Below are 21,027 nucleotides of genomic sequence, written 5' to 3' on the forward strand. Positions count from 1 at the left end.
GAGCGCAGGTAGCGACCAATCAGTTTCAGAAGGCGTTTGTCGTGGACCTTACGGGAGACCCTCGACATCAAAACGTCGTGATTAACCGTATCAAAGAATTTACTCAGATCAACGTCAACGGCGTAATGCAGCCCCCGGTTGATCAACTGCTTAACCTGACGGACTCCGTCGTGTGCTGACCGTGCCGGTCGGTAGCCAAAGCTGTTTGGAGAGAACCCCGGATCAAAGACAGGCGTCAGCACTTGCACAATGGCCTGCTGTATAACCCTGTCGATCACGGTTGGGATTCCCAGTAAGCGTTCACCACCATCCGGCTTTTCTATAACATGCCGACGTACTGGTGACGGCTGGTAGGTTCCGTCCAATAGAGCTTGACGCACTGAAGGCCAATGCTGTTTGGCAAAGTCGGGATAAGCTTCAATGGTGACTCCATCAATACCCGGAGCACCTTTGTTGCTTTTGACCTGTTTCCATGCACTTGCCAGATTAGCCGGTTCAAGTACGCAATTTAGTAGATCATGGTTCAAAGCTGGTTAAAGATTCTGTCGCCAAGTACGGTGAGTCGCCGGACGGCTGCATCGCCTTGAGTGAATCAGTCTCCTCTTTGTCATTGATGTTTGGCCCTTCGCTGACGACTTCCCGTCCGTTAATGACTTCTGTCGTACAGCTACTATGGCCTCTGCTGACTTCTGTCCAATCACCATGCGGAGTTGCCTCTGCTGGCGCTATTGGTTGCCATCGGGTTTGCTCGAACAGGATGATGAGTCACTGTTCGCCGAGCCTGTTGTAACCAGTGGCTGAGAACTGGGAACTTACCAATCGCATGTTGAACAGATCTCCCCGGATAAGGACATGGACTTTCAGTGCACAACCGCCGCATTTACCGTGTCTCACGAACCTGAGGGCTTCGTAATCTTTGGCTCACTCGCCCAGAGACTCAGCCTTGTATGCGGTTTCTTTACGTCGGCTCGCACCTTTGCACTCAGACTGCCTCCGCACAGCCTCTCGCGAGACTGCACTTGCCTTAAGCTAGTGGTTGTCATCAGCAGGCGTCTTTACCGCCAGTCAGATGTAGGTTCTCCCACAGGGGACTTTCACCCCATCAGTTCATGCCCATGCCGGGCGTACCAAAACGACGACAGGTGTGAATCCATGAACATCCGGTTGCCTGATATCCAGGGAGTCTGTCTGCGTTTATCGTCAATTGGGAAACGCCTGCCTGACCATCTGCCAGCATGGCTCAAAAGTTCGGCTATTCAACAGGGTTTAATGTTTGGAGTGGTCTCAATCATCAGTCTGGTACTGATGGCTTCTGTTACTTTTCTGTATGTGGATTACGAACTGGGCAAGCAAAACCGTGAAATTGTCCAGGAGTCCAGAGAACTGGTGAGAGAGCAACACCGGGACTTCAATGATATTGATGAAATGCTGTCCCGACTGGAAGGTTCCGTTACTGCCATGCGGGATATTTCAGCAAATATCGCCCATGAACTGAAAACCCCTATTACCCGGTTATGTCATAACCTGCTGACACTGAGGGATGAAGCAGGCCAGTTGCACACCAGCAGGGATAAAGATTTTTTCAGGCAACTTGATCATGCCCTTGAGGACTCACAACGACTGACCTCCATTTTTGATGCATTGCTGCGAATCACTCAGATCGAGTCTGGCGCACGCAGAAGCCGTTTTACCCGGATAGATCTGGCTCAGATCGTAGATACCGTGACAGAGATTTATCAGGACGTCGCAGAAGATGCACGAATGACAATGTATGTTGTTAAAAAAGATGCCCCGGTTATCATCCAGGGAGACCGAGAACTATTAATTCAGCAATTTGCCAGCCTGATTGAAAACGCCCTGCGATATTGCCCGGCAGGCAGCAGGATTACTCTGGGCTGTGGTCTTGATAAAGAAGATGGCATTGCATGGCTGAAAGTCGCAGATAATGGCCCGGGCATTGTTGATGAAGAGAAAGAACGGGTATTTGAACGCTTGTATCGTGTTGATAAAAGCCGCACCGATGGCGGCTTGGGGCTGGGACTTTCACTGGCTAAAGCCGTAGCTGGTCTGCATCATGGCTCAATTGCCCTGAGTGACTGTATGCCCGGACTGGGAGTTAAGGTGTCCATACCGGTTGATGAATCAACTGCTGCTTTGCAGGCTGTGTAAGAAAGCTGTCGGTTGGATAACAGTTAATGTTATCCCCCTTTCACCGGATCAGGGCAATGTTTTCCTGAATGGTTACAAGCCCCGGCATTACCGGGGGCGACCAACGATCCTGGTGAGATCGGTTCATCATTAACCCGACAGGGCCTGTATACACTTCTGCGCTGATAACCAGGCCCCCTCAACCCTGCCACCCGCACACCAGGCACCAATGACCGCAAGCCGCTGACGTTCATCCAGAAGATAAGGTTGATCAAAGGTTACTGGCTTAATATTGGCATAGCGCCAGTAATGTCGATATTCCGCGGTTTTCTCAAGCCCGGTAGCCATTATTGTCTGCAGCCAGTTCAAACCTGTCTGACCAATGTCCACTGCCGTTTCTTTACCCTGTTGTTCAGACCACTCTGGCGAGAAATGCAACATCCAGACATCGTCAACATCCGGCGCTTTCCTGAAACCGGGTCGGCTGGATAACCGCGAAGCCCAGCGGACCGTTTCATCCCCAAAGATCCCCTGCACATCTGCTGGAATTTTCCCCCGGGTAGCAAGGCCTGCTGCCCAGCAGGGTTGATGGACGGCCTCAGGTACATGAGCCATCACATCAGAACAGCCATCAAGCAGGGTACGGCTTTGCTCGGCAGGACTACTGACAATCAACCAGTCGAAGCCGGAAAAAAGCGCACCATCGGCAGACAACAGCTGCCACCCTTCCCGGCTCTTTTCCACCTTCGAGATGTGACACTGGAAGTTAACGGCAATGTTGCTGCTCAAACAATAAACCAGCTGGTTCATTAACGGGGAACCAATGTAGCGCACCGTTTCATCCGGTGACGGTGTTAATGTTCCCTGTGCAACACAGTAGGGTGAAAAATCCCAGACCTTTACAGCAGATGCTTGCAGCCAGAGCTCTACCTGTTTCTGAAACCCCGGATCCCTGGCGGTAAAGTACTGGGCACCAATATCCAGCTTGCCCCATGCTTCCCGTCGATTGGCTAAGCGCCCACCCAATCCGCGACTTTTCTCAAAAACAGTCACTTCATGCCCCAATTCCGCCAACAGACTTGCGGCCTTTATCCCGGAAAGTCCGGCTCCAATCAGTGCAACTTTCATGGGTATGCCTCGTTACTTATCATCCGGCCCTCTCAACGAAAAGTGAATGCCATGAATACCATTTCTTTCTGGCAAGCAGATTGCGGAAAAATTTGCAAAGTTGCAACCCACCTCTACGTGGAGGCCGCACAAATAGATGTGAAATGTACTGATAAGGTTTCCCAAAGTGATCCGGGGGTTTGATGGTCATCAGGAAAGAGTAGCTGAGGGTACCGGATGACCCGGCTCTACCCTTGCTCAATGAATTGAAAATGAGGCAACCGGATTTAGTAACTCCAGACCAATAACAGAGATAACTGTCAATAAAGCATACCTGACGTAATTGTTAAGTCATAGTTAATACCTGACCAGTCAAATAAACCAAACAACCTTTATTTATTCATTTTCCTCACCAACAATAAAATCACTTCATTCAAAAACATTTTATCCAGGTGTATATATGAAAAGTTTATTGATCATCGGTCTGGCATTTGGTCTGGCTGCCTGCTCTGATTCAAAGCAAAGAGAAGGCACGATTAACAGAGACAAAGAATCATCACCACTTTCTGAAAACCCCAGCCGGGAAAAGACCACAAAGACAGAAGATAACCATTCATTTTCAAGCACCTATACAGAAAATAAAGCAAAACCCATATCCTATAAATTATCGAATTTTGCCACATCAGGTTCAGATATAAACGACCTTTCTTATAGCCTTGGCTATTACACCGTCAACCAAAATGACACTCTGATGAAAATTGCATTTGAGATATACGGTGATTATGAACAATGGATAGTCATTAAGAATGCCAATTCCGAAAAAATTGATTCTGAAAATGTAATAAAAAAAGGAGCAACATTAACTTTTCCAGAACCAGCGGATAAATTTGTTCAAAGCAAAAAAGGGGATTCATACCTGATAAAGCGTGGAGATACGTTAGCATCCATTGCCCGAAATACTTATGGTTCAAGCCGTCACTGGAAAGCCATCTGGAAGAACAACACGCGTTTGATAAAAGATCCGGATAAAATCTTTGCCGGATTCACAATATACTTGCCGGTTGTCAACGACTAAACAGGCCTCGTCTCCATGCTCTGAAAGAGGTCACATCACCATCAATGACCTCTCTGCCACTACCACCCGCCTCCACATTCGTGAGAGGCTGAATTTTCAGGTTTTTATATCACAACTGCTTATAGTTATAGCCAATTTTCATTCCTGATTAACACAAATACTAAATAAACTGTGTTTGATAAGAACTTTTATAAGAGAGAGAGGTCTTAAGAAGTAATTCAGCAATTCAATAATTCAATAATTCAATGAATTTCCAATATACTTCATCTTTATTCAACCCTGCTTTTTTTGATCTTTATCCCGGATCATCAGATTTAGAGCAGAATTTTCAATTTTACGGTGGCAGACAACAACCGGCGTACCATGGTATGTCTGTTCAGAGGATGGATGACCCTTTTCCTGTTTACCTCAATCAATCAGCCATACATCATTATGGCGCTGGCTTTTCCGGGTTATTAAAGGAATATGAGATTGCACCTGTGGCATCAGCCAATCCAGCAGGCTATTCCAGAATTGATATGTCTGAGATACCACCACCAGCTCTTGAGAAATATGCACCCCGGGATTATCGTAATCAACCCGTTAATGGTGCCCTGCCACCAATACCAAACATCCACTTTACTCAGCCGTTATTCCCGGTAAAAAGTGAGCCTGGGATCAGGGAACCAACACCAGCGCACCACTACAATCCAGGTTACTGGTTAACTCGTCCTCCTGTCGTATTCTTTAATCCACAAGATTCAGGACCCGTTGCTGTAGTTCACTCGCTAAACCTGAACCAGGCAACAAGTAATAACCAGTCAACTCAGACAGAAGAAATGACGGATGGTAGCTCTTCAATCATTGAGGACCAAAGGGTACCCCGCCAAGAGCCCACTTATGCAAAGCGCAAGTGTCCGTACTCAACGTATCGCTACCAGACTGATCCCGAGTATGCAGAGCGCCAAAGGAAGCGCCAGAAGGAGCGCTACCATAATGATCCCGAATACGCAGAGCGCGTAAAGAAGCGTCAAAGAGATCGTGCACGGGAGCTTCTCAAAGATCCCGCTTACCGTGAACGCCAAAAGATCATCAACAAGAAGTACCGTATGAAACGCAAAAAAATAATAGAGAGTATGGCAGGAACCCTGTTTGCCCAGAACATCAAGGGTAACACAACCAGCCAATCCCCGGGATAACTTCCCATCAGTCCACTTTTCGGACCACCTTGAAGTTATCCCACGCTTGAGAAGTTGGCATCACTTCCAGAGTGTTGATATTGATATGCGCTGGCTGTTGAGCAATCCAGAAAATGATATCTGCAATGTCTTCCGGACGAAGTGGGTTAACTCCTTGATAAATACTGTCACTTTTCGCCTGATCCCCTTTAAAACGAACCAGCGAAAACTCGGTTTCACACATGCCTGGCTCAAGACTGGTCACACGTACGCCGCTGCCAGCCAGGTCGCAGCGAAGATTACGGGAGAACTGGGCAACAAATGCTTTACTGCCTCCATAGACATGGCTGCCAGGATACGCCCAGTTAGCAGCCACAGAAGCCAGGTTAATAATGGCAGCTTTGGGTTGTTCACGGAGAATGGGCAACAACTTATGGGTGACATTCACCAAACCGGTCACGTTGGTATCAATCATGGTATGCCAGTCTTCCAGGCTGGCTTCCCACGCAGGACCGGCACCCAGCGCAAGACCGGCATTATTGACCAGAACCTCAATATTGCGAAATTCATCAGGCAGTGAATCCACCATTTCTGATACTGCCCGGGCATCGCGAACGTCCAAAGTGACACTGTGAACCGGTACTTCAGGCGTCAGCTCTTCCGCCAGTGCCAGCAGGCGTTCTGAACGGCGACCAGTGATTATCAGGGAGTGGCCATGTTGAGCAAATAACCGGGCACTTGCCAGACCAAAACCGGAGGTTGCTCCTGTGATCAAAACGGTGGGCAAACTCATTCTGCATAACTCCATTTCATTTCTTCAGTTGCAGTTTATCAGTTATCAAAGCATCACATAAAATGAAAAAGTGCTATGCCTTCCTGTATCATTGGGGTCATAAAAAATCACTTTGAGCCCCCTCCTGCTTTTTAAATCTCAAGCCCTCACAAAATACGGCATCGCCACAGATCCTCCGACTTTTTTGCCCCTCTGGCAAGCAGGAGTTCTACACATCGGTCTCGACCTTCACTGATGGCCCAGTCCAGGGGAGTAAAACCTATTGAATCGATGACATTGATATTCACCTCCGGGCTAGTGAGCAGAAACTTCAAGCTACCAGCCTGACCCATTTGGGCAGCCAAACTCAGGGGAGTTTTGCCAAAATCATTTTTGGCATTGACAAGCACTTTGCTGTTTTTTAGTAACGCTTGCACACTATGGGTTTTATCCCCTTCGGCGGCGATGTGCAACGGTGTTTCGCCGCAAAAATCGGTTGCATTGACATTCACTTTACTGTGAGTGAGCAGTTCATCCAGGATATCGCTTCTGTTCTCTATGGCTGCCATGTGCAGAGGCGTGCGGCCTACCTGAGCGATGGCATTGACATTCACCCCTTCCGTATTGAGCAGTACCCTCAGGCTTTTGACGCTTCCTTTTCTGGCGGCGCAGTGCAGGGGGGTTTCGCCGAGGATATTAATGGCATTAACCGTTGCCCCGAACTCGATTAGTAGTTGCAGGCAGTTGCTGCTATCGGTATATGCAGCCAGGTGCATGGGCGTGCGAGGGTAATTACCGGCGGCATTGACATCCGCCTGGCAGTTAATCAGTCGTTGGGCGCAGCCGACGTTATCGTTTATGCAGGCCCGGTGCAAGGGAGTGTAGCCGCGCTCATTAGCAGCATTGACCTTTGCGCCAAAATCAATCAGTAGTTGCAGGCAATCCGCTTCGCCCACGAAGGCGGTTATATGCAGGGGTGTTTGGCCCATCTCATTAGTAACGTTGACATTGACACCCGCCTCGCACAATCGTTTAAAGCCTGCATAATTTTCTGCCTCCAAAGCAATAAAAAGCAAGTGGCCATATTCATGTATGTTGACACCACAATCACTGTTTATTGCCAGACTCTGTTCGAGGGCTTGCATATCTCCGGTGCGAAGGGCGCTTTGCAGTGCCAGGATACCAGACGATGGCCCGGATTGGCGGGGAAGCGACGACCGGGGTTGCTGATGACATTCGACACAGCCCCGTTGATTCAGTTTGGAGGGCTCCTGATCCGCGGTATGGTCAAGATGAAGCTGCCATCCATCCTGACCAGACATTTCGACCCGCGACCAGGAGGCAAACTGCCCTGCGGTGGAAACATCTTCGTTCTGACGGATATCAAACGAAGGGTTGTTGATGTTAGCCCTGACACTCTCCATTTTCACACCTCTGTTCGCGATTCGCGGTTTGGTATGGGGTCCTCTTGGACAACAAACAAAAGAGAAAATTCCATCATGACGAGTGCCTTTACAGAGACACCATCAACATGGGTTCTACCGCAGAAGCATGAGTGAGGGGTATTGCTATAAATATTGCCTATAAAAAAAGCCGGACTCAAAGAGCACCGGCCTTTACTTCATTAAAGCCAGAGTTTAGCCACCAAAATCATCCAGAAGGATGTTCTCAGGCTCTACACCCTGATCTTCCAGCATCTTGATAACGGCTGCGTTCATCATGGGTGGTCCACACATGTAGAACTCGCAGTCTTCCGGAGCCGGATGATCCTTCAGGTAGTTATCAAACAGAACCTGATGGATAAAGCCGGTGTAGCCGGTCCAGTTATCTTCTGGCAGCGGATCGGACAGTGCCAGGTGCCAGCTGAAGTTCTCATTCTCTTCAGCCAGTTTGTCGAACTCATCCACGTAGAAGGCTTCACGCAGGGAGCGGGCACCGTACCAGAAAGAGATCTTACGGGTGGAAGACAGACGCTTCAGCTGGTCAAAGATGTGCGAACGCATGGGTGCCATACCCGCACCACCACCAACAAAGACCATTTCGTTGTCGGTCTCTTTGGCGAAGAACTCACCAAAAGGTCCGTACACGGTCATCTTGTCGCCGGGCTTCAGGTTGAAGACGAACGAAGACATCTTGCCAGGCGCAAAATCAGTACCCGGAGGTGGTGAAGCAATACGGATATTGAACTTCAGCAGGCCTTTCTCTTCCGGATAGTTGGCCATGGAGTAGGCACGGATAGTCTCTTCATCCACCTTGGAAACGTACTGCCACTGGTTAAACTTATCCCAGTCACCACGGTACTCTTCGCCGATATCGAAGTTTTTGTACTCGACGGTATGGGGAGGACATTCCAGCTGGACGTAACCACCGGCACGGAATTTAACGTCTTCCCCTTCTGGCAGTTTCAGTACCAGTTCCTTGATGAAGGTCGCTACGTTGTCATTGGAAACAACTTCACATTCCCACTTCTTGACGCCGAAGAGTTCTTCTTCAACTTCAATTTCCATGTCCTGCTTAACCGCCACCTGGCAGGAAAGACGCCAGCCTTCCTTCTCTTCACGCTTGGTGAAGTGGGAGCGCTCGGTTGGCAGCATTTCACCACCACCGGACAGCACCTTACACTTACACTGCGCGCAGGTACCACCGCCACCACAGGCGGAGGGCAGGAATACCCCGGCACCGGACAGGGTGTTGAGCAGCTTGCCACCGGCAGCCGTGGTTACGGCTTTGCCGGGATCTTCATTAATCCCGATGGTCACGTCACCCATACTCACCAGTTTCGAACGGGCGGCGAGGATAACCAACACCAGCGCCAGTACGATAATGGTAAACATGGCAACGCCATAGATAATATTTAAATCCATATCGTCCCAATCCCCCTTACAGCTGTACGCCAGAGAAAGAAAGGAAGCCCAGGGACATCAAACCTACGGTAATGAAGGTAATGCCCAGACCTCTCAGTCCTGCAGGTACATCACTGTACTTGAGCTTTTCACGGATGCCCGCCAGGGCAACAATGGCCAGAGCCCAGCCCACACCAGCACCGAAACCATAAACCGCAGATTCACCGAGGTTATAGTCACGCTGAACCATGAACAGTGACGCACCCATGATAGCGCAGTTTACGGTAATCAGTGGCAGAAATACGCCCAGCGCGTTGTAAAGAGCGGGTACAAATTTATCCAGAAACATTTCCAGGATCTGTACCAGGGCAGCGATAACACCGATGTAGGTGATCAGGCCCAGGAAGCTCAGGTCAACACCGGCAACCAGCGCCCCGTCTTTCAGGATGTTCTGGTAAATGACATTGTTAATGGGCACGGTGATGGTCAGTACGGCAACCACCGCAACCCCCAGGCCCAGGGCAGTTTTCACCTGCTTGGATACGGCCAGGAAGGTACACATCCCCAGAAAGAAAGCCAGCGCCATGTTTTCCACGAACACTGCTTTCACAAATAGCGAAATAAAATGTTCCATGACTTAGTGCGCCTCACTGAATTTGGTATTAGGTGCAATCTTGAATTCCACCTCTTCAACCTGGTCTGTCTTCCAGCTGCGAATCGCCCAGATCAGCAGACCGATCAGGAAGAAGGCACTGGGTGCCAGCAGCATCAGGCCATTGGGAACATACCAGCCACCGTTGTTTACGGTTGCGAAGATCTCCATACCAAACAGGTTCCCAGCACCAAACAGCTCACGGAAGAAAGCAACAATCATCAGCACACAGCCATAGCCCAGACCGTTACCGAAACCGTCCAGGGCTGACAGCATTGGACCGTTCTTCATGGCGAAGGCTTCCGCCCGACCCATGACGATACAGTTGGTAATGATCAGGCCAACGAATACCGACAACTGCTTGGAGATGTCGTAAGCGTAAGCTTTCAGGATCTGGTCAACCACAATGACCAGCGAGGCGATAACCGTCATCTGACAGATAATACGGATGCTGTTGGGAATGTGGTTACGGATCAGGGAAACCGCCAGGTTGGAACAGGTGGTTACCCCGATAACCGCCAGTGCCATAACCAGGCTGACCTGCATGCTGGTGGTGACCGCCAGCGCCGAACAGATACCCAGAATCTGCAGGGTAATAGGGTTATTCTTAACAACCGGTTCCAGCAGGATATCTTTGGTCTTCACAGACATTATGCATTCCCCGCTTTCAGATTATTCAGGAACAGTTTAAAGCCGGCATCGGACAACCAGAACTTGATCAGATTGCTGACGCCATTGGAAGTCAACGTGGCTCCAGCCAGGCCATCAATCTGGTTTACGGCTCCCGGGCTGGCTGTATCAACGCCACCTTTGACCACGTGCAATGCCACCTTGCCATCAACACCGTAGATTTCCTTGCCAACCCAGCGGGATTTCCAGACCGGGTTGCTGACTTCACCGCCCAGTCCGGGGGTTTCCGCCTGCTCAAAGAATCCGAAACCTTTCACGGTGTTCAGGTTGTTTTCCAGCGCCAGGAATCCGTACATGGTAGACCACAGGCCACGGCCGTGAACCGGCAGGATCAGGGTCTGCATCTGGCCATCCTGCTCCACCAGGTAGACCTTGGCAACGTCAGCCTGGCGGGAAATACCGGCGATGTCAGCACTGCCCAGGGCTCTGGAAGCCTTGGCATCTTTGGCGGCAGTACGCTGGTCGTACTGATCAACGGTCAGGCCATTGGCATCATCAACAAACTTACCGGTTTTCAGATCCACCAGCCGTGGTTGGATCTGCTGGTACAGCTCAGCAATTTCAGCGGGACTCAGCGCTCTGGCATCACTGCTCAGACCGGCGATATCCAGAATGTTACGCTGAACATCCAGCTTGATGTTCCGGTCCTGAACCGGCTTCAGAAATACTGCCGCCATGGATACCAGCACCGAACAGATCAGTGACAGTACCACCGTGACCAGCAGCGTCTTTTTAATCGTATCGTTTCCCATCAGGCCCGAGCCTCCCGACGCTTGATATTGGCCTCTACCACAAAGTGGTCAATCAGCGGCGCAAACAGGTTGGCAAACAGAATGGCCAGCATCATCCCTTCCGGATACGCAGGGTTCACCACTCGAATCAGGACAACCATGACACCAATCAGTGCACCGTAGAACCAGCGGCCCTGGTTAGTCATGGACGCCGATACCGGATCCGTGGTCATGAAGATCAGACCGAAGGCAAATCCACCCAGGACCATGTGCCAGTACCAGGGCATATGGAACATGTAATTGGTATCAGAACCGATCATGTTGAACAGGGTAGACAGGGCAATCATACCGATCATGGTACCCGCGACAATTCTCCAGGAAGCAATACCAGAGAACAGCAGAACCGCACCACCGATAAAGATGGCCAGTGTCGATGTCTCGCCTACAGAACCCTGCATCACGCCAACAAACGCCTGGATCCAGCTGATGGACTGTTGCAGTGCTTCCATACCGCCCTGCTGGGTAACGCTCAACATGGTGGCACCGGAGAAGCCGTCAGCCGCAGTCCATACCAGGTCACCGGAAATCTGCGCCGGATATGCGAAGAACAGGAACGCACGGCCAGTCAGCGCCGGGTTCAGGAAGTTCTTGCCCGTACCGCCGAATACTTCCTTACCGATAACGACACCGAAGGAGATACCCAGGGCTACCTGCCAGAGCGGGATGGAGGGTGGCACAATCAGGGCAAACAGCACGGAGGTAACGAAGAAACCTTCATTCACTTCATGCTTACGGATAATGGCAAACAGCACTTCCCAGAAACCACCGACAAAGAAAGTCACGGCGTAGATGGGCAGAAAGTGAACAGCACCATAGATCAGGTTATCCAGGATACTGGCAGGATCATTACCGGCCAGCATGGCAATCAGCATACCGTGCCAGTCAGCCGGGACAGTGCCCAGACCATTGGCAATGGCCGTGTTTGCCTGATAACCCACGTTCCACATACCGAAGAACATGGCCGGGAAGGTACATAACCAGACCAGCCCCATCATGCGCTTCAGATCAACCGCATCACGCACGTGGCTGGTGTTATGGGTTTTGTCCAGCGGTGTATAGAACAGCGTGTCAGCGGCTTCATACAGCGCATAGAATTTTTCGTATTTACCGCCCTTGACGAAATGGGGTTCCATCGAGTCAAGGAGATTTCTTAATGGCTTCACTGATTACCCCTCCAGCTCAATACGGGTCAGGTTGTCACGCAGCAGGGGGCCGTACTCATACTTACCCGCACAAACGAATGTGCAGAGAGCCAGGTCTTCCTCTTCCAGCTCAAGGGCACCCAGTTTCTGAGCGGTCTCGGTGTCACCGACAATAATGGCACGAAGCAGCTGAGTCGCCAGGATATCCAGAGGCATCATCTTTTCGTAGTTGCCTACGGGTACCATCGCACGCTCACCACCGTTTGTCGTTGTGGTGAAGTTGAACAGGCGGCTCTTGCTCAGGCCGGAGGTCATAACCCGCAGAATGGAGAAGCGATCCACCGTTGGGTTGACCCAGCCCAGGAACAGACGCTCGTCACTATCTTCCAGAACGGAAACCTGATTATGGTAACGTCCCAGGTAAGCAAATGGACCTTTGGCAGTGCGACCGCCAAATACCGATCCAGAAATAATACGGTTGGTGGCAGGCTTCAGTTCACCGGCAGTGATTTCATCGGTAGAGGCACCCAGGCGGGTACGAACCAGGCGTGGCTTGTCAACCTGAGGCCCTGCCAGAGAGACAACACGATCCGTGAACAGCTTACCGGTGGTAAACAGTTTACCGACGGCAATAACATCCTGATAACCCACCTGCCAAACCGTTTTGGTGGCAGAAACCGGGTCCAGAAAGTGGATGTGTGTACCTGGCAGACCTGCGGGATGGGGACCTGCAAACTCTTCACTGTTGGCAATGCCCGCAGGAATGTTGGCACCCGGAGCCTTGCACAGGAAGATCTTGCCGCCACTGAGTTTACCCAGGATATTGATACCCTGTTCAAACGCCTCGGCCTGTTCCCTGATCACCACTTCCGGATTGGCAGCCAGCGGGTGAGTATCAATCGCCGTGATAAAGATCGACGCCGGGCGGGTTCCCAATACGGGTACCTTGCTGAACGGACGGGTGCGCAGGGCAGTCCAGAGACCGGATTCATTCAGCAGCGCTTCCACCTGTTCAGCGGTCAGACCCGCCAGCTCTTCAGGTTTGAAGGCTGTAAAGGTCTCTTCTTCTTCCTGGCCATCGACATCGATCACCACGGATTGCAACACCCGTTTTTCACCACGGTTAATTGCTGAAACTGTACCGCCAGCCAATGCAGTGTACCGGATACCCGGTGTCTTTTTATCGGTAAAGAGCAGTTGCCCTTTCTTAACTCGATCTCCCACAGCAACCGCCATCGTAGGTTTCATACCTACATAATCAAAGCCAATCACGGCAACAGAGCGCGCCGCCCTGCCTTCCGAGATACTTTGTTCAGGCGATCCTGAGATCGGGAGATCCAGCCCCTGTTTGATTTTGATCATACCTTTCGCCTAATCAATCAAGTTGAGGTCAGGAGTAACCCGTCTCTCCGGTGATCCGGAACTGTCGTAACGAATTATGGAAGCCATGGTCATTGAGTCTTCCCTGACGAAAAACACAAAAACAAAACTCCCGCTAACCAGAACACTGGCCGGGGCACTGCACATTATGGTCAGTAAGCAACTTGAGAAAGGGGGGAGCAAACACGCCGGGCAAGGCAAAACCCTGAGGCCTAAAGCTTCAGGGTCAGGCAGCAGAAGCTGATAGCAAACCCCCTTTTTCAAGGTTACTGCTGCGCAGTTTTATTCCCGGAAAGCAATCTGGCAATCCGATCAGACACAGAAAAAACTCCGCTGAAAATCAGCCGAATTCTGATGGGCATCCAGATAGACAAGCATCGTAATTGTAGAACTTGTGTTCTTTATAATTAGCTGAAGCATGATCGGAAATTCCGTATCTGAGCCTAAATCCGCAACATCACCGATGAAAATGGTGGCGCAATTATAAATAGACTGGAGGTGATATGCCATACTGACAGGGAGGATATTTTTACCAATACCTATAAGAAATAACCAACAAATACCCTAATCGCCAGAGTTTTTCTCGCTCTTCCCTGGCAGAGAAAACAGCGAGAATTCTCGGCCAACTTACCCTTCAATCATGCAAAACCTGATACATAATTTTTCCTTTATAGCACTAGTACATGGTTTCAATGAGTTTGAGGTGTATAATCTCCGTTCACCCTGAGCGGAGTCGAAGGGTGCTTGGCACGATCTATCAGAGTCCGGAGTTTCCGCCCTTCGACAGGCTCAGGACGAACGAAGTGCGGAGGCATGACATCCCGTCAAACTCATTGAAACCATGTACTAGGTTACACGACCATTGCTTACCAATCAGACTGCCCGGCGGAACAGCCGATAGAAATTGTCAGACGTTTTTTCTCCAAGCTCCTCGGGTGTCACTCCTTTCAGCTCAGCAATAAATCGTGCCACATCGGCAACGAACCTTGGCTCATTCGACTTGCCCCGATGGGGGACCGGTGCCAGATAGGGAGAGTCTGTTTCAATCAGCAAACGATCCATGGGTAAATAGTCAACCACCGCCCGCAACGCAGATGCATTGCGAAAGGTCACAATACCCGATATGGAAATGTAGTAATTCAGGTCCAATGCCGCTTTTGCCATCTCCAGAGACTCGGTAAAGCAGTGCAGCACCCCGGCAGACTCCCTGGAACCGTATTCACGGAGAAAGTCCAGAGTATCTTCCCGGGCATCGCGGGTATGCACCACCACCGGCAACACCAGTTCTGCGGCCAGTTCAAGATGGTTAATAAAGGACTGCCGCTGAACCGCCTGAGCCCCCTCGGTGGTGGCGTAGTAGTAATCAAGCCCTGTTTCACCGATAGCAACCACTTTTTTATGGTTGGCCAGTGAGCGCACAACGTCGATATCAGGCACAACCTCCTTGCAGTCCAGTGGATGAACGCCAACCGAGGCATAGACATCCTCATACCGCTCCGCCAGTGATACTACTTCCGGACCATTGGCCAGATCGATGCCAATACAGAGCATACGATCCACACCCGCCGCCCTGGCTGCCTCTACTGCAAGGTCAAGATTCCCCTCATAAGCACTCAAATCCAGACGGTCGAGATGACAATGGGAGTCAATAAACATTCTTCTCTCCTGAAAGTTCAACCCTGACAAATTTGCACCGCAGGTTTCATAAAACCAATTTCTGCCACAGGGTCAGGAGGTTTTTTGATGAGTCTGCTACCAGGCCTGCTGGCCCGGATGTCTGAAATAAAGAGACCGGATATTTCCGGAAACTGGAAGTGTAGGCAACCCACACGGTCAGTTAAGGATGACCGGGTCGCCATTGGAGCAGCGTAACCTTTTCACTGACTGGTTCGGGCACACTGTCAAAAGACCGCTCACATTGTGTTGGTATGGCGGTTCGACGACAAGGCACCGGCGATATGCTTCTCAATTTTACTGCGGACACTGTCAGTCGGATCATTAAATTGAATACCGATCCCTGCCTGTCGGCCACCCTGGGCTCCCATCGGCGTCACCCAAACCACCTTCCCCGGCACAGGAATCTTCTCCGGCTCATCCATCAGCGTCAGACGAATAAACACGTCATCCCCGAGGTTGTAATGTTTGTGAGTTGGCACAAACAGCCCGCCGCCACTGATAAACGGCATATACGCTTCATAGAGTGATGCCGTGTCCCGTATGGTCAGAGACATCAGTCCCTGCATCCCTTTCCCCATGACAGCCCTCTCCTTTTTTCCTGAATTCAAATTCTGAACGGGTTCAGAACCCGATTTATATCACCAGCTCAAGATAATCGCTGAACACACCTTCCATCAACATCTGACTGTTCAGGTTAGCGCCCTCAAGCAATTGCTGTCGCTGTTGCATGATCTTATCGCGCAATACCAGCAGATCACCCGCTTCCACTTTTTTAGCCATATAGTCCAGCATTCTCATCAAATCACGATTCCGAACACAGCTTTCATCGGCCGCCAGTTTCAGTTTTACAGCATCATCCAGCCAGCTGCCCATCCAGTCCAGCAGTTCAACCAGGTTACCCGTATGCCACTCTTTCGCCATTTCTACAGGGGTCAGATTCCCACGAAACAGTTCGGGCATAGCATTGAACAAACGTCCTCGAACTGCCAGCGTATCATGATCAAACATTGCCCTGGCGGTCATGGGCGAACCTGATGAAAGGCTCAACAACTGATCCACCACCAGAGGATCGGCAATATGATCCGACAACCAGGCTTTTGCCTGCGCAGTATCCGGCACAGTAAAAGACACCATCTGACAACGGCTGCGGATGGTCGGCAACATATCTCCGGAGCGGGCACTGACCAGAATAAAGAGAGTATCACCGCCGGGCTCTTCCAGACTTTTCAGCAATGCATTGGCGGCATTAACATTCATCGCTTCCGCCGGGTTAATAACGATGACCCTGCGCCCCCCCTGCTGGGCGGTTTTACGGGCAAACTCATTGACCTGACGAATCTGGTCAATCTTGATTGGCTTGCCTGTCGCCTCAGGCTGAACCGCCAGCAGGTCAGGATGAGTTCCCGCCTTTACCAGCTCACAGCTCTTGCAATGACCACAGGCGTAATCACCACTGTTTTGATGACAAAGCACACGAGTGGCCATAGCCCTGGCAAAATAACCCTTGCCCACCCCGGGCACCCCCTTCAACAGCAGGGCATGGGAAAGCAGGCCTGCCTGCATTCGCTGAACCAGTGGTTGCCACTGAACCCCGTGCCAGGGTAACGGCTTTGACAAGAAGTTACTCACCATATCAGTTGATTCAGAACTCAATTAATCCAACCCTTATCCTTGACCGTAGAGCTATTGACTACCCAGCCGACGCTGCAAAGCCTTGATGATGTGTGCTTCAACCTCCGGAATCGACTGACTGCCATCAATAACAACGTACTGATCGGGAAAACGCTCAGCCCTTTCCAGATAGACAGTGCGAACGCGGTGAAAGAACTCGATCGCTTCCTGCTCAATCCGATCCAGCGCCCCACCCTGCTCCATAGCCCGACCTTTCGCCCTTGCCAGGCCAAGTTCCGGCTCAATATCCAGAAGCAACGTCATATCCGGCCTGCGATCTCCCTGCACCAGCTGCTCCAGTACCGCGATACGCTGCTCATCGATACCACGACCACCACCCTGATAGGCATAAGTTGCATCGGTAAACCGGTCACAAACCACCACCTTGCCCTCAGCCAGTGCAGGTTCGACACGCTGACTGAGGTTCTGGCTGCGCGCGGCAAAGACCATCAACAGTTCGGTAGTATCTGTCACCGTCTCTTCGTGTTCGGCCAGCACCAGGCTTCTCAGCTGTTCAGCCAATGGCGTGCCACCTGGCTCCCGGGTTTCAACAACATCATGGCCATTAACCTTTAACCATTGCAGAACAACCCCTTTGGCGGTGGTTTTACCGGCACCTTCACAGCCTTCAATCGTCAGAAAAAAACCCATCAATCTCTCAATTTCAACAGTAGCCAGTATTGCTATTGCACCGTAGAACGATAATCTTTCCGCCGTTCCGTAATCTGATACTTCCTGACGGCGCGATTGTGCTCAGCCAGTGTTTTGGAAAAGTGGTGAGTACCATCGCCACGGGCAACAAAATAAAGCGTTTCCCCATTGGACGGATTCAGTGCCGCCTGAATGGCCTCACGGCCAACCGTCGCAATCGGGGTTGGCGGCAGACCATGAATCACATAGGTGTTATAGGCGGTTCGTTCCCGCAGCATACGACGATTCAATTCACCCTGGTAACGATCACCCATACCGTAGATAACGGTCGGATCGGTCTGCAGTCGCATCCTTTTTTCCAGACGTCGGATAAAGACACCGGCAATATCAGGCCGCTCGGATGGCACACCGGTCTCTTTCTCAATAATCGACGCCATAATCAAGGCTTCGTAGGGGGATCTATACGGCAGGTTTTTGGCCTTTTGATCCCACTCATCCGCAAGGACGGATTGCAGCCTTTGATAGGCTCTTTGCAGAATTGACGCCACCGGCGTCCCCGCTTCAAAGCTGTAGGTGTCCGCATAGAACAACCCTTCCAGGTTATCGGTCTGCGGTACATCCCCGGGCAACGCCCCCATCACCGCTGGCAGTTTGTTCAGCTCTACCGGAGCGGCCAGTTTCGGGTGGCTATTCAAGTCTGCGAGCAACTCTTTTAGTGTCCAGCCTTCCACCAGGGTCGCGCTGAAGTAACGAACATCACCAGTAACAAACTTGTGCAACAGCTCCCGATAGGTGGTACCGGGAGCAATCAGGTATTCCCCGGCATGAAGGTCCGCAGCAACCCCCTTGACCCGGGCAAAGACCTTAAACATATCAGGATATTGAATCAGCCGGTCTGCCGCCAGTCGCTGCACCACACGTCCCAGCGAGTCGCCCGTAACAATGACGAACCCGGCTTCACTGGTTACCGGCACCTGCTGGTCACCATACCAGCGCAGACCATACCAGCCAGCTACAAGACCTGCCAGGACCAGAAACAGAGCCAACAGCAAACCACCGAACAGTGTCAGCAGCAACTTCCTAAGCATTGAATTCTTCCAGTACACAATCTCGAATTTGGACAGTCAGTGGGCCAATCTCCCACTCCCTTCCCTCGTATTCAATCACAGGCCAGACACCGTTGACACTGTTGCAGAGAAAGACTTCCGCAACATCCAGCCCCCGGGGTACGGACTGCTCTTTAACCGTCATCCCACGATGACGGGCAAACTCAATGATAAAATCGCGACAAACCCCCGCCACACCTTGGAATGACAGATCCGGAGTCACCAGGTCACCTTCATGGGTCACAACAAACAGATTACTCATGGTGCCTTCAACCAGGTTGCCCGCAAAATCACACAGCAGACCTTCGTCGTAAGCATCGCCCTGCCATTCACTTCTGGCCAGCACCTGCTCCAGACGATTCAGATGCTTCAGACCTGCCAGGTCACTTCGCCCAAGACGCATCTGACAAAGCTTTACCCGTGCACCATGCACTCCGGGATCACGGGACCTTGACGGCAGCGGCTGGAGTGACAGAATCCGACGCGAAGAGAGACAACCCTCTGGATTATAGCCGCGCCCACCGCTGCCCCGGGTGATCATAACCTTCAGCACACCGTCACCAGCCCGGTTATCCAACAGAAAGGCACCCACCTCCTCAAGCAATCGCTCAATATCCACGGCAATACCCAGCTGCTGGCAAGAGCGTTGCAGACGACGCCAATGGTAGTCAGCCAGCGTTGGCTTACCACCGGCAACCCGAACCGTTTCAAATAAGCCATCCCCGTAAGCCAGCCCACGGTCTGAAACCGGCAGGACACTTTCAGGTACTCCATTCACCCAGACTGGATACTCACTCACCCGGAACCCCCTCTTTAACCGGCCCTATCTGTCTAATCTGGAAAATGCCAGGGTTACATTGGTACCACCAAAGCCAAAAGAGTTGGAGAGCACATGATCTATCTGCATTTTCCTGGCATGGTGCGGCACATAATCAAGATCACAGCCTTCGCCGGGCTGATCCAGATTGATGGTCGGGGGAATCACACCTTCAACCAGGGATTTGATACTGAATACCGCTTCCACCGCCCCGGCAGCCCCCAGCAAATGACCGGTCATGGATTTGGTGGAACTGACCGCCAAACGCGCGGCGTGGGCACCAAACACCTGATGAATCGCCCGTGTTTCAGCCACATCCCCTGCCGGTGTGGACGTGCCGTGGGCATTAATATACGACACATTTTCAGGTGCCAGACCGGCATCTTCAAGGGCTGAAATCATGGCACGCGCAGCACCACGACCATCTTCTGGCGGCGACGTCATATGCCAGGCATCACCACTCATGCCAACACCACTGAGCTCAGCGTATATCCTGGCACCACGTTTAACCGCATGTTCGTACTCTTCCAGCACCAGAATACCGGCTCCATCGCCCAGGACAAAACCGTCACGATCCGCATCCCACGGGCGGCTGGCTTTTTCAGGCTCATGGTTACGGGTAGAGAGCGCACGGGCTGCGGCAAAACCGGTCATACCCAGCGCAGACGAACCTTTTTCGGCACCGCCGGCCACCATCAGATCGGCATCACCATAAGCGATGGTTCTCGCGGCAAGGGCAATGGCATGGCTGCCGGTAGCGCAGGCTGTAGAGGTGGCAAAGTTGGGTCCCTGAAGATTGTATTTCATGGAAACCCAGCCCGCCGCCATATTGACGATGGCAGCGGGAATAAAAAATGGGGATATTCGACGCGGGCCGCTATTCAATAGCGTGGAATGGTTCTGTTCAATAGACGTCAAACCACCGATACCTGAGCCGATCGCCACACCATATCGGTATGCACGGTGATCATCAATCACCAGACCGGCGTCAGCCATGGCCTCGGCAGCAGCAGCCACACCGTATTGAATAAAGACATCCATTTTACGGGCATCTTTCTTATCGATAACACCGTCAGGATCAAAACCTTTGACCGCTCCACAGATAGATACACTGAAACCTTCCGTATCAAGGTGGGAGATCGCCTCAATACCACTGCGCCCCGCTAACAGGGCAGACCAGCTGTCATGGACATTATTGCCCACCGGGGTTATTGCCCCCATGCCTGTTACAACAACCCTTCTACGCATTCGCTGCGACAATCGTTCTGTATTTTTTTCTTCCGACAAGACTGACTCTCCTGCTGACCTGTCGTATAGATTTAATGAACCGTCATTCACATCAAAGCAC

Annotated in this window: 21 protein-coding genes; 4 read left to right on the forward strand and 17 right to left on the reverse strand. The window is 51.3% G+C overall.

Features of this window, described 5'->3' with window-relative positions; all coding sequences use genetic code 11:
• On the reverse strand, nt 1-527 hold a 527-nt coding region (locus ACO6VE_RS04100; protein WP_422459857.1), incomplete at its 3' end, for a reverse transcriptase domain-containing protein.
• A 625-nt stretch (nt 528-1,152) separates the two neighbouring features.
• Between ACO6VE_RS04100 and ACO6VE_RS04105 the strand changes: the two genes are divergently transcribed.
• Nucleotides 1,153-2,169, forward strand: a complete 1,017-nt coding sequence (locus ACO6VE_RS04105; RefSeq protein WP_422448758.1) for a sensor histidine kinase — start codon at nt 1,153-1,155, stop codon at nt 2,167-2,169.
• 129 nt (nt 2,170-2,298) lie between these two features.
• Here ACO6VE_RS04105 and ACO6VE_RS04110 read toward each other — a convergent pair whose 3' ends face one another.
• Nucleotides 2,299-3,276: an NAD(P)/FAD-dependent oxidoreductase gene (locus ACO6VE_RS04110; protein ID WP_422448760.1), complete on the reverse strand. Its 978-nt coding sequence runs from the start codon at nt 3,274-3,276 to the stop codon at nt 2,299-2,301.
• Between the two features lie 439 nt (nt 3,277-3,715).
• Between ACO6VE_RS04110 and ACO6VE_RS04115 the strand changes: the two genes are divergently transcribed.
• On the forward strand, nt 3,716-4,330 hold the full coding sequence (locus tag ACO6VE_RS04115) for a LysM peptidoglycan-binding domain-containing protein (protein WP_422448762.1): 615 nt from the start codon (nt 3,716-3,718) through the stop codon (nt 4,328-4,330).
• A 368-nt stretch (nt 4,331-4,698) separates the two neighbouring features.
• Nucleotides 4,699-5,508, forward strand: coding sequence for a hypothetical protein (locus tag ACO6VE_RS04120; RefSeq protein ID WP_422448764.1), 810 nt, complete (start codon nt 4,699-4,701; stop codon nt 5,506-5,508).
• 7 nt (nt 5,509-5,515) lie between these two features.
• Here the strand turns inward: ACO6VE_RS04120 and ACO6VE_RS04125 are convergent, their stop codons facing one another.
• From ACO6VE_RS04125 to ACO6VE_RS04165, 9 genes are all read right to left on the reverse strand, one after another.
• Complete coding sequence (locus tag ACO6VE_RS04125; RefSeq protein ID WP_101749059.1) at nt 5,516-6,280, reverse strand: SDR family oxidoreductase; 765 nt, start codon at nt 6,278-6,280, stop codon at nt 5,516-5,518.
• A 146-nt stretch (nt 6,281-6,426) separates the two neighbouring features.
• Entirely contained in the window at nt 6,427-7,683 is a 1,257-nt protein-coding gene (locus tag ACO6VE_RS04130) for an ankyrin repeat domain-containing protein (RefSeq protein ID WP_422459859.1), read from the reverse strand.
• Between the two features lie 213 nt (nt 7,684-7,896).
• Nucleotides 7,897-9,123, reverse strand: coding sequence for an NADH:ubiquinone reductase (Na(+)-transporting) subunit F (gene nqrF / locus ACO6VE_RS04135; RefSeq protein WP_422448768.1), 1,227 nt, complete (start codon nt 9,121-9,123; stop codon nt 7,897-7,899).
• A gap of 16 nt (nt 9,124-9,139) precedes the next feature.
• On the reverse strand, nt 9,140-9,736 hold the full coding sequence (gene nqrE / locus ACO6VE_RS04140; protein WP_422448770.1) for an NADH:ubiquinone reductase (Na(+)-transporting) subunit E: 597 nt from the start codon (nt 9,734-9,736) through the stop codon (nt 9,140-9,142).
• 3 nt (nt 9,737-9,739) lie between these two features.
• On the reverse strand, nt 9,740-10,405 hold the full coding sequence (locus ACO6VE_RS04145) for an NADH:ubiquinone reductase (Na(+)-transporting) subunit D (RefSeq protein ID WP_422448772.1): 666 nt from the start codon (nt 10,403-10,405) through the stop codon (nt 9,740-9,742).
• The gene (locus tag ACO6VE_RS04150; RefSeq protein ID WP_422459861.1) at nt 10,405-11,196 is read right to left on the reverse strand and encodes a Na(+)-translocating NADH-quinone reductase subunit C; all 792 of its coding nucleotides are present in this window, start codon (nt 11,194-11,196) and stop codon (nt 10,405-10,407) included. The genes ACO6VE_RS04145 and ACO6VE_RS04150 overlap by 1 nt, the downstream gene beginning before the upstream one ends.
• On the reverse strand, nt 11,196-12,368 hold the full coding sequence (locus ACO6VE_RS04155) for an NADH:ubiquinone reductase (Na(+)-transporting) subunit B (RefSeq protein ID WP_101749066.1): 1,173 nt from the start codon (nt 12,366-12,368) through the stop codon (nt 11,196-11,198). The genes ACO6VE_RS04150 and ACO6VE_RS04155 overlap by 1 nt, the downstream gene beginning before the upstream one ends.
• Nucleotides 12,369-12,401: 33 nt before the next feature.
• Nucleotides 12,402-13,739, reverse strand: coding sequence for a Na(+)-translocating NADH-quinone reductase subunit A (locus ACO6VE_RS04160; RefSeq protein ID WP_422448776.1), 1,338 nt, complete (start codon nt 13,737-13,739; stop codon nt 12,402-12,404).
• Between the two features lie 891 nt (nt 13,740-14,630).
• Nucleotides 14,631-15,413, reverse strand: a complete 783-nt coding sequence (locus ACO6VE_RS04165; protein ID WP_422448778.1) for a TatD family hydrolase — start codon at nt 15,411-15,413, stop codon at nt 14,631-14,633.
• A gap of 87 nt (nt 15,414-15,500) precedes the next feature.
• Here ACO6VE_RS04165 and ACO6VE_RS04170 point away from each other — a divergent pair, with 87 nt between their 5' ends.
• Nucleotides 15,501-15,629 carry a hypothetical protein gene (locus ACO6VE_RS04170; protein ID WP_422448780.1) on the forward strand — a complete coding sequence of 43 codons (129 nt, stop codon included), beginning with the start codon at nt 15,501-15,503 and terminating at the stop codon, nt 15,627-15,629.
• 41 nt (nt 15,630-15,670) lie between these two features.
• Here the strand turns inward: ACO6VE_RS04170 and ACO6VE_RS04175 are convergent, their stop codons facing one another.
• The 6 genes from ACO6VE_RS04175 to fabF are packed head-to-tail and all read right to left on the reverse strand — an operon-like array spanning nt 15,671 to nt 20,927.
• Nucleotides 15,671-16,012, reverse strand: coding sequence for a PilZ domain-containing protein (locus tag ACO6VE_RS04175; RefSeq protein ID WP_422448782.1), 342 nt, complete (start codon nt 16,010-16,012; stop codon nt 15,671-15,673).
• A gap of 55 nt (nt 16,013-16,067) precedes the next feature.
• Nucleotides 16,068-17,087 carry a DNA polymerase III subunit delta' gene (locus ACO6VE_RS04180; protein WP_422459863.1) on the reverse strand — a complete coding sequence of 340 codons (1,020 nt, stop codon included), beginning with the start codon at nt 17,085-17,087 and terminating at the stop codon, nt 16,068-16,070.
• A 30-nt stretch (nt 17,088-17,117) separates the two neighbouring features.
• Complete coding sequence (gene tmk, locus ACO6VE_RS04185) at nt 17,118-17,759, reverse strand: dTMP kinase (RefSeq protein WP_422459865.1); 642 nt, start codon at nt 17,757-17,759, stop codon at nt 17,118-17,120.
• 29 nt (nt 17,760-17,788) lie between these two features.
• Nucleotides 17,789-18,844 carry an endolytic transglycosylase MltG gene (mltG, locus tag ACO6VE_RS04190; RefSeq protein ID WP_422459867.1) on the reverse strand — a complete coding sequence of 352 codons (1,056 nt, stop codon included), beginning with the start codon at nt 18,842-18,844 and terminating at the stop codon, nt 17,789-17,791.
• Nucleotides 18,837-19,661 carry an aminodeoxychorismate lyase gene (gene pabC / locus ACO6VE_RS04195; RefSeq protein WP_422459869.1) on the reverse strand — a complete coding sequence of 275 codons (825 nt, stop codon included), beginning with the start codon at nt 19,659-19,661 and terminating at the stop codon, nt 18,837-18,839. Before pabC ends, mltG begins: the two co-directional genes overlap by 8 nt.
• A gap of 24 nt (nt 19,662-19,685) precedes the next feature.
• Nucleotides 19,686-20,927 carry a beta-ketoacyl-ACP synthase II gene (gene fabF, locus ACO6VE_RS04200; RefSeq protein WP_422459995.1) on the reverse strand — a complete coding sequence of 414 codons (1,242 nt, stop codon included), beginning with the start codon at nt 20,925-20,927 and terminating at the stop codon, nt 19,686-19,688.
• Nucleotides 20,928-21,027: the final 100 nt, after the last annotated feature.

Source organism: Endozoicomonas sp. ALB115, assembly GCF_049310245.1.
GTDB lineage: Bacteria > Pseudomonadota > Gammaproteobacteria > Pseudomonadales > Endozoicomonadaceae > Endozoicomonas.

What these genes read in the sequence shown, in the direction of transcription:
- ACO6VE_RS04110 (WP_422448760.1), bottom strand. Translation starts at nt 3,276, where the DNA reads ATGAAAGTTGCACTGATTGGAGCCGGACTTTCCGGGATAAAGGCCGCA.
- ACO6VE_RS04120 (WP_422448764.1), top strand. Translation starts at nt 4,699, where the DNA reads ATGTCTGTTCAGAGGATGGATGACCCTTTTCCTGTTTACCTCAATCAA.
- ACO6VE_RS04145 (WP_422448772.1), bottom strand. Translation starts at nt 10,405, where the DNA reads ATGTCTGTGAAGACCAAAGATATCCTGCTGGAACCGGTTGTTAAGAAT.
- ACO6VE_RS04170 (WP_422448780.1), top strand. Translation starts at nt 15,501, where the DNA reads ATGAGTCTGCTACCAGGCCTGCTGGCCCGGATGTCTGAAATAAAGAGA.
- ACO6VE_RS04165 (WP_422448778.1), bottom strand. Translation starts at nt 15,413, where the DNA reads ATGTTTATTGACTCCCATTGTCATCTCGACCGTCTGGATTTGAGTGCT.
- ACO6VE_RS04175 (WP_422448782.1), bottom strand. Translation starts at nt 16,012, where the DNA reads ATGGGGAAAGGGATGCAGGGACTGATGTCTCTGACCATACGGGACACG.
- mltG (WP_422459867.1), bottom strand. Translation starts at nt 18,844, where the DNA reads ATGCTTAGGAAGTTGCTGCTGACACTGTTCGGTGGTTTGCTGTTGGCT.
- ACO6VE_RS04130 (WP_422459859.1), bottom strand. Translation starts at nt 7,683, where the DNA reads ATGGAGAGTGTCAGGGCTAACATCAACAACCCTTCGTTTGATATCCGT.
- fabF (WP_422459995.1), bottom strand. Translation starts at nt 20,927, where the DNA reads ATGCGTAGAAGGGTTGTTGTAACAGGCATGGGGGCAATAACCCCGGTG.
- ACO6VE_RS04150 (WP_422459861.1), bottom strand. Translation starts at nt 11,196, where the DNA reads ATGGGAAACGATACGATTAAAAAGACGCTGCTGGTCACGGTGGTACTG.
- nqrE (WP_422448770.1), bottom strand. Translation starts at nt 9,736, where the DNA reads ATGGAACATTTTATTTCGCTATTTGTGAAAGCAGTGTTCGTGGAAAAC.
- nqrF (WP_422448768.1), bottom strand. Translation starts at nt 9,123, where the DNA reads ATGGATTTAAATATTATCTATGGCGTTGCCATGTTTACCATTATCGTA.
- ACO6VE_RS04115 (WP_422448762.1), top strand. Translation starts at nt 3,716, where the DNA reads ATGAAAAGTTTATTGATCATCGGTCTGGCATTTGGTCTGGCTGCCTGC.
- ACO6VE_RS04155 (WP_101749066.1), bottom strand. Translation starts at nt 12,368, where the DNA reads ATGGAACCCCATTTCGTCAAGGGCGGTAAATACGAAAAATTCTATGCG.
- ACO6VE_RS04160 (WP_422448776.1), bottom strand. Translation starts at nt 13,739, where the DNA reads ATGATCAAAATCAAACAGGGGCTGGATCTCCCGATCTCAGGATCGCCT.
- ACO6VE_RS04125 (WP_101749059.1), bottom strand. Translation starts at nt 6,280, where the DNA reads ATGAGTTTGCCCACCGTTTTGATCACAGGAGCAACCTCCGGTTTTGGT.
- ACO6VE_RS04105 (WP_422448758.1), top strand. Translation starts at nt 1,153, where the DNA reads ATGAACATCCGGTTGCCTGATATCCAGGGAGTCTGTCTGCGTTTATCG.